The sequence below is a fragment of the Bradyrhizobium sp. SZCCHNS30572 genome, assembly GCF_032484415.1.
Lineage (GTDB): Bacteria > Pseudomonadota > Alphaproteobacteria > Rhizobiales > Xanthobacteraceae > Bradyrhizobium.
Genome location: NZ_JAUESY010000006.1, coordinates 605,902 through 611,993 on the forward strand (window position 1 = coordinate 605,902; position 6,092 = coordinate 611,993).

Consider the following 6,092-nt stretch of genomic DNA (forward strand, 5'->3'; position numbering starts at 1 on the left):
TCATCGAGATGCATGTCTGCTTGAATCGCGTTGCACGTGGTGGCGCGGGAGCGGTCGTGGTCGTCTGACGCGCTGACCGCGCGACGATACCTGCAATCGGCAGCAATTGGTTCTCGTCACGGCCTCTTGGACTGGTCGTGCCTGCCGGCCTTTACGACGTTGTGCGGGCGCGGCGTGGTCGGAACATCCCTGGTTCGTGCTGCCGCCTTCCATCGGTCTTTCGCCTACGAACTGTCCCCGCCAGTCTCGCTGCAAGACGTGACCCCGAGCGGCCCCCGCGTTCAGCGTGGTCGGGATCACAGGAGCGTAGAGCTCTCGCTGCCCTCGTTCTCGAGGAGCTTGATGCGGATCGCTAGCGTTGAACGACAAGGCGTCGAGCTCCATCGGAAAGATAGTCGGGACTCTGCTCGAACCGGCTGGACCCCCTTTCGGATCTCGACTGTCCCAGGCCTTTCGCCGGGCATGACGGACGTTTGGCAGCCAGGGCACACATCGGCACACGCTTTTCTTCTCGGTGGCTTCTGATCTTTCGCCTGATCATCCCGATCTCTTGTGCAGCCTCAGTGCACCATGTCTCTCCCGTGAACTGATCAGGCAGTGACGCACCTTGCCTCGTGATGGCTTGATCTGGCCGAAGGCCGGCTGGGCCTCGATCGCCTGAGCGCAACGCCGCCGGCCAACTTTCTTCCCCTGGACGGAACGTCCATTCCTCGCGGGACAAGAAAGTTGGCCGACGCCGTCCTCCGCTGCCGCTTCAGCCCTTCGGGTGCGCCGTCGCTCGCCGTTCGTCCGATATGCGCCATCGAGGCCGCGGTGGTCGCGGCCCGAACCAGCCAAGGAGAGACAACATGGCTTCCATCGGTTCCTTCAAGAAGGTCGGCGACGATTTCCAGGGCGAGATCATCACCCTGAGCCTCAAGGCCAAGGGTGTACGCATCGTCCCCGAAGCCAACCGCTCCAGCGAGAACGCGCCCAGCCACCGCGTCTATGCCGGGCGGGTCGAGATCGGCGCCGCCTGGGCACGTCACTCCGAGGAGGGACGCGACTATCTCTCGCTCAAGCTCGACGATCCTTCCTTCAACGCCCCGATCTACGCCAACCTGTTCGAGGACGAGGGCGGCGAGGGCTACACGCTCCTCTGGTCGCGGCCGCGCAAGACCGCCGAGTGAGCCGATCGCGCTCCGTCCGGATCTGCCGGGCGGAGCGCATCGCAGTCGGCCGGCCGCTCCGACTGCGCGGACTGTTCCTCGCCGGCCTGACCTTTGGGAGCAGGCGAGGCGTCATTGCGCCAGCGAGCAGTTGCCGTCGGCCAGAGGGCGAAATGCGCGATCGGCCGGGACCGTGGCAACCACCTTGTAGTAATCGAACGGCTTTTTCGATTGCCCCGGCTCCTTGACCTCGACCAGATACATGTCGTGCGCGACCCGTCCGTCGACGCGCACGATCGTCTTGCTAAACAGCGGATCATCAAAGGCGCCAGCGTCGCGCATTGCCGCGATCACAGCTGCGCCGTCCTTGGCGCTGCCGACCTTCTCGACGGCCCGCAGATAGCCAGCGTGGTGGAATAGGTGCCGGCCTAACTCATCGGGCGCACTTTGCCGTTGCTGCGCCTGGCGAACCGCTCAGCGAAAACTCGAGTCTTGTCGTTCAGGTCCCTGTAATAGGCGGTGGTCAGCATGAGCCCTTTCGCCGCCTTCAGGCCGAGCGCATGGATGTCGCTGATGAAGAGCACCAGGCCGACCAGCTTCTGTCCGCCGGCGACGATGCCGAACTCGCCGGCCGTCTTGATCGCGTTGATCGTATCGGTGCCGGCATTGGCGAGGCCGATGATCTCCGCCTTCGAAGCTGGTCGAGGCCTTCACACGCTCGATCCCGCTGGGTCGCATCGGCCAGCCGGATGATCTGCCCGGCGCCATTCTGTTGTTCGCCAGTGATGACGCGGCCAATATGTTGCATAAAACGGGGGCCCGGGCCGTGCAGGAGGAGGGGCTGACGACCCAGCAATGGGCGGTGCTGGGCGCGCTGTCCCCGCCCGAAGGCACGGAGCGGAATGAGCGGCGGCGACCTTGTCGAGTACCTCAGGGTCAGCCGGCGAGAATCTCGCGGGACTCGTCGGCCGTATGGCGCGGCGGACACGTGACGATCGCTCAGGACGAGCGCGACCGAGATCAAGGCTCGTCATGGACGGATACTGGTCGCCATGTCTGGCAGACGCTCGCGCTACCGAAGATCCATACCTACTACGATCACGTGCTGGCGGATATTTCCGTCAACGACACGGTGCACGGTCTGCATGATCTGCTGAAGATCCTTGAAAACATGAAAAAGCTCGATGAGGGCGACAATCAATCCGAAGACGAACAGACCTGAGGCAACAAAGATCGAACCGCTGCACTATCCTTCAGCCGAGCATGTCGGAGACAGATGCAGAGAACATAATCGATAAACCTCGCTAAAGGCGGGGAATCTCTGAGTTGAGCTGCTAGTAATCGTTCGGCTGACTCGCCGCTCTCAACGAGCTCCTGCACGCTGGTGTTAGCCGAGGAATGGATTGATCAGTTGGCGAAATCGTCTTCCCCTTGGCGGAGCCTCGTGCGACGATCTTCAGAGCGATCGAGCGCCAGATGAGCAAATTGTCCGACGTCGCGTTCGTGTCTTTGCGTACCGGATCTCGCTGCTGAACCGACGCCGCCAAGGAAGCGATCGTCAATGCGGCTCGCGAATGCTAAGAACATGCGAGCGATCAGCGCTGCATCGAGGAGCCTCGCGGGGGAATGGAAACATCGAAGAACAGATTGCCTGCCGGAGGGTTCGCCCGGCTGGTCCCCGAGTTGGACGTGTTTGATTTGCAGCGGAGCGAGGCGTTCTGGTGCAGAATACTCGGTTTTCAAATCGCATATCAGCGACCGGCGAACCGCTTCATGTACATAGAGTTGCAGGGCTCTCAGCTCATGCTACAACGGCGAAACGGCAATTGGGAGACTGGGAATCTTGAGCGTCCGTTGGGACGCGGGATTAACTTCCAAATGTTTGTCAACTCGGTCGCTCCCCTCGTCGAAGCCCTGAGGGGAGCGAATTGGCCATTTTTCAGAGACTGTCACGATGCTTGGTACGAGATTACGGGCGAAGAGCGGGGCAACAGGCAATTTCTGGTGCAAGACCCTGATGGTTACCTCCTCCGTTTCGCAGAAGATCTAGGCAGAAGGTGATCGGTGTGACAACGTCTCTCGCGTACTGCGCGATCATTGCAGGAACCGTGCCGAGAGCCCACAGACGATGCTGGCTTCGGGTCAAAGCCGGCCTTGGGGCGGTCCTACGGCCCACTTCCGATTGTAGCCCGAAAACAGACGGCCTGCGAGGGCTACCGTTAGGTCCAAGATGGGCCAAAAGCAGTTCTGCCGTTTGCGTTCCGCTTGGTCCGGTAATGAGCCTTTCGGTGTGCAGATCGGCCTTCTCTCAACTCACAACTAATGCTTCGGGCGCCTGGTCTGCTGACGAAACTGCCCAAGTTGCTCTTCCAACAAAGCTTCCGTAGCGGCGCGAGCTTTTGGATCATTATCAATCAAGTTGAAATGAATGTCCGCTCTTCGAGCAACACGCTCCCATATCTCGCTTACGCGATCGAATGGCGGTTCAATGCGCCTCAACATCATCTCAGATTGGCAATCATCAAGGTCTTGCGACGTGAACTCGTTTGAGCCGTCGGCCCAATGGTTCATCGCAAGTACCCAGAAATCAACCAACTCGGCATCTGGCAAAAGCTGAAAGCGCCTTCCGCGCTTCGTGTAACCTTGGACCTTTTCGAGGCGTTCATGCTTCAATAAAGCTTCAATTTCGTCACGCCGGTCAGTCACTATGCAATCCTTAAAGCATAAAGACGGTATCTATATACGAATCGCTTATCTCAGTACCACATCCACGGTGGAACTTCTAGCCTACGTTGAGCGTTTTGCCGCGCTCTCTCTTCTCCCTCCAGTTTTTGCGGCGAGCCTGCCGCATGAGTCGATTTGTCCTCGATCGGGGTGGGAGCATGACGGGTCTACTCGATGTGAGGGTCGGTAGCTTCCGGTTTGGGTCCAATTCCGGACGTCGACGTGGCTGCAGTGGGCTCCGCCTCGGCCTGTTGCACTTCGATGACGTCACCGTCGCGAAGCCGACGCGTCCAATATTGCGACCGCGCTTTCCACTCGCCGCTCGCGGCTAGCGGGGCGCCGGTTTGGGGATCGCGCACGCGTACGACGCCGTCCGCCGCGGGCGGCGCTGGCTTCAGAAAGATATTGTCCATTATCCACCTTGCAGATTGTCGGCGGCCGACTGCACCGGTTCGGTGCTGATGGCGCCGGGTTGCGGGACCGCCTTGATGGCGACCATATCGAGGTTGACGCGTGTCGGCATGACCGACACGGCGCGCGCCATGCCGAGCGCGAGACGGTGCAGATAGGTGGACGGCCCGAGCTGCGTCGCGATCGCCTTGAGCGCGGCCGGGAGCCGGTCGAAATCCGCGGGCGGCGAGGCCGGCGCCGGGTCGTAACAGGCCTCCTTCACCCGGATGCGGCCCCGGATCGTCCGGGCCGCGAGGCGGTTGTTTTCCTCGCCCGAGCGATGCTTGATGGTGGAGTGCCACTCCTCGAACGGCAGCTTGACCATTTGCCGGAACAGCGCGCCGGTCGGCCCGAAATGCAGCGCGTGAAAGATCTGATCTTCGAGCACGCCGAGCGAGGCCTCGACCGCCGCATCGGTGTCGGCATAGTCGACGATGACCTTGCCGTCCTGATGGAAGTTGGCGACGTCAGAGATCTCGAACACGAGATCGACCTCACCCTTATAGAAGGCGGGGCCAGCCTGCGCGATCTGGCGAGCGACGAGTTTTCCGTGAACACGGCGATCAGCGGGCGCTTCTCGTCGTCGGTGAGGTCATCGAACGGATCGATGCGCGAGTCCGAGACATAGGCACCGGCAATGGTCGGCCAGGGACCGCTGCTCGGCAGCAGCGCCGAGGGGCGCAGCGCTTCCAGCGCCGTCAGCCGCAGAAATTCGCGTGCCAGCATGGTTAGATCCCATTGAGCGTGAGCCGGACAAAGCCCGGCGTCGATGGCAGCACCTCGTGAATGCGGAAGCGCCGCCCGGTCGCCTCCTGGGTCACGAGGTCGCCGGTGCGCGGGCGCCAGGCCAGACGCGACAGATCGAGCGAGACATAGGGCCGATCGGTCGCATGCCCAGCGCGCTCCGGCTTGACGCCAGCTTGTGCGAACGCCCCGGCACCCGCGCGGGCGGCGGACTCGCCGAACGGGCACAGCACGTGCTCGACCACGGTGCGCGCCGGATCGGAGATCAGCGGCGCGTCACGATCGGTGTCGTATTTCATCGGAGCGAACGTAAAGTGCTCGCCCTGGATACGGTCATGCGTCACCGCCGCAGCGGCGACCGCACGCGCGAGCGGTGACGGCATGATTTCAATTCCGGTTGAATAATTCCGTCATGCGCGGCCTTGGCCTGCGCATCCACGTCTCTCTTCTCAGATGGGCCACAAGCAGACGCTTATCCGTCGCAAGGGTCCGTTTACCAGCACCTCGAAGCCGTTCGATGAGCCAATCAACGACAGTCGCAACTCGCTATCGATATTGATACTCTCGGTGAATGCGGGGTCGATAATGCTCAGAGTTTTCCGAGGTGTGAGTCTGCTTTGCTTATGCATCGTGGGGGTTGCCATCGTTGTAGCGCCCTTGGAGTTTGTCGCTTACCCTATACTGAAATCCATCGGGTGCAGCTTGAGCGAGGGACAGCAAAGCTTCACCTGCGGAGGTGGCTGGGTCGGTCACTTCATTTCGACCGTTCTTAACCTGCCGATACTGTTCTCTGACGCGCGAGAGTTTACGTTCGGGGCGGGAGCGTCGTTCGGGCGCGGATTTGCGGTCTACCTGTTCGACGCGATTTTCATTCTCGCGCTGGCATATCCCCTACTGATACTCTTTGCGCAGAAAGGCGGCCGCCGAAGCAGCTAACGTCGGCAATGGGTCGATTTCGTTGAAAAAGTCAGCAGTTGCGACGCAGAGATATCGGTGATTCAGTCTGTCTAGTGGGCAGGACTGAAG

8 protein-coding genes and 1 pseudogene are annotated in these 6,092 nt (G+C 61.1%); 3 read left to right on the forward strand and 6 right to left on the reverse strand.

Features of this window, described 5'->3' with window-relative positions:
• The first annotated feature begins 848 nt into the window (after positions 1-848).
• Positions 849-1,169, forward strand: coding sequence for a DUF736 domain-containing protein (locus tag QX048_RS19800; RefSeq protein ID WP_315718542.1), 321 nt, complete (start codon positions 849-851; stop codon positions 1,167-1,169).
• Positions 1,170-1,280: 111 nt separating this feature from the next.
• On the opposite strand, the gene QX048_RS19805 is transcribed toward QX048_RS19800, so the two are convergent.
• Positions 1,281-1,490: a hypothetical protein gene (locus tag QX048_RS19805; RefSeq protein WP_315718543.1), complete on the reverse strand. Its 210-nt coding sequence runs from the start codon at positions 1,488-1,490 to the stop codon at positions 1,281-1,283.
• Positions 1,491-1,576: 86 nt separating this feature from the next.
• The gene (locus QX048_RS19810) at positions 1,577-1,831 is read right to left on the reverse strand and encodes an ABC transporter substrate-binding protein (protein ID WP_315718545.1); all 255 of its coding nucleotides are present in this window, start codon (positions 1,829-1,831) and stop codon (positions 1,577-1,579) included.
• Between the two features lie 107 nt (positions 1,832-1,938).
• Between QX048_RS19810 and QX048_RS19815 the strand changes: the two are divergent.
• Together QX048_RS19815 and QX048_RS35270 are read left to right on the forward strand one after the other, a co-directional pair.
• Positions 1,939-2,370 (forward strand): annotated as a pseudogene (locus QX048_RS19815) (MarR family transcriptional regulator); the annotation flags it as partial.
• Between the two features lie 404 nt (positions 2,371-2,774).
• Complete coding sequence (locus QX048_RS35270; protein WP_410052170.1) at positions 2,775-3,209, forward strand: bleomycin resistance protein; 435 nt, start codon at positions 2,775-2,777, stop codon at positions 3,207-3,209.
• 258 nt (positions 3,210-3,467) lie between these two features.
• On the opposite strand, the gene QX048_RS19820 is transcribed toward QX048_RS35270, so the two are convergent.
• From QX048_RS19820 to QX048_RS19830, 4 genes are all read right to left on the reverse strand, one after another.
• Positions 3,468-3,854: a hypothetical protein gene (locus QX048_RS19820; protein WP_315718666.1), complete on the reverse strand. Its 387-nt coding sequence runs from the start codon at positions 3,852-3,854 to the stop codon at positions 3,468-3,470.
• 185 nt (positions 3,855-4,039) lie between these two features.
• The gene (locus QX048_RS35275) at positions 4,040-4,285 is read right to left on the reverse strand and encodes a DUF2635 domain-containing protein (RefSeq protein WP_409978007.1); all 246 of its coding nucleotides are present in this window, start codon (positions 4,283-4,285) and stop codon (positions 4,040-4,042) included.
• Positions 4,285-4,806, reverse strand: a complete 522-nt coding sequence (locus tag QX048_RS19825; RefSeq protein ID WP_315718665.1) for a hypothetical protein — start codon at positions 4,804-4,806, stop codon at positions 4,285-4,287. Before QX048_RS19825 ends, QX048_RS35275 begins: the two co-directional genes overlap by 1 nt.
• A gap of 244 nt (positions 4,807-5,050) precedes the next feature.
• The gene (locus QX048_RS19830; protein ID WP_315718664.1) at positions 5,051-5,449 is read right to left on the reverse strand and encodes a hypothetical protein; all 399 of its coding nucleotides are present in this window, start codon (positions 5,447-5,449) and stop codon (positions 5,051-5,053) included.
• Positions 5,450-6,092 lie beyond the last annotated feature (643 nt).

Coding starts and splice junctions, on each gene's coding strand:
- QX048_RS35275 (WP_409978007.1), bottom strand. CDS start 4,285: ATGGACAATATCTTTCTGAAGCCAGCGCCGCCCGCGGCGGACGGCGTC.
- QX048_RS35270 (WP_410052170.1), top strand. CDS start 2,775: ATGGAAACATCGAAGAACAGATTGCCTGCCGGAGGGTTCGCCCGGCTG.
- QX048_RS19800 (WP_315718542.1), top strand. CDS start 849: ATGGCTTCCATCGGTTCCTTCAAGAAGGTCGGCGACGATTTCCAGGGC.
- QX048_RS19805 (WP_315718543.1), bottom strand. CDS start 1,490: ATGCGCGACGCTGGCGCCTTTGATGATCCGCTGTTTAGCAAGACGATC.
- QX048_RS19830 (WP_315718664.1), bottom strand. CDS start 5,449: ATGCCGTCACCGCTCGCGCGTGCGGTCGCCGCTGCGGCGGTGACGCAT.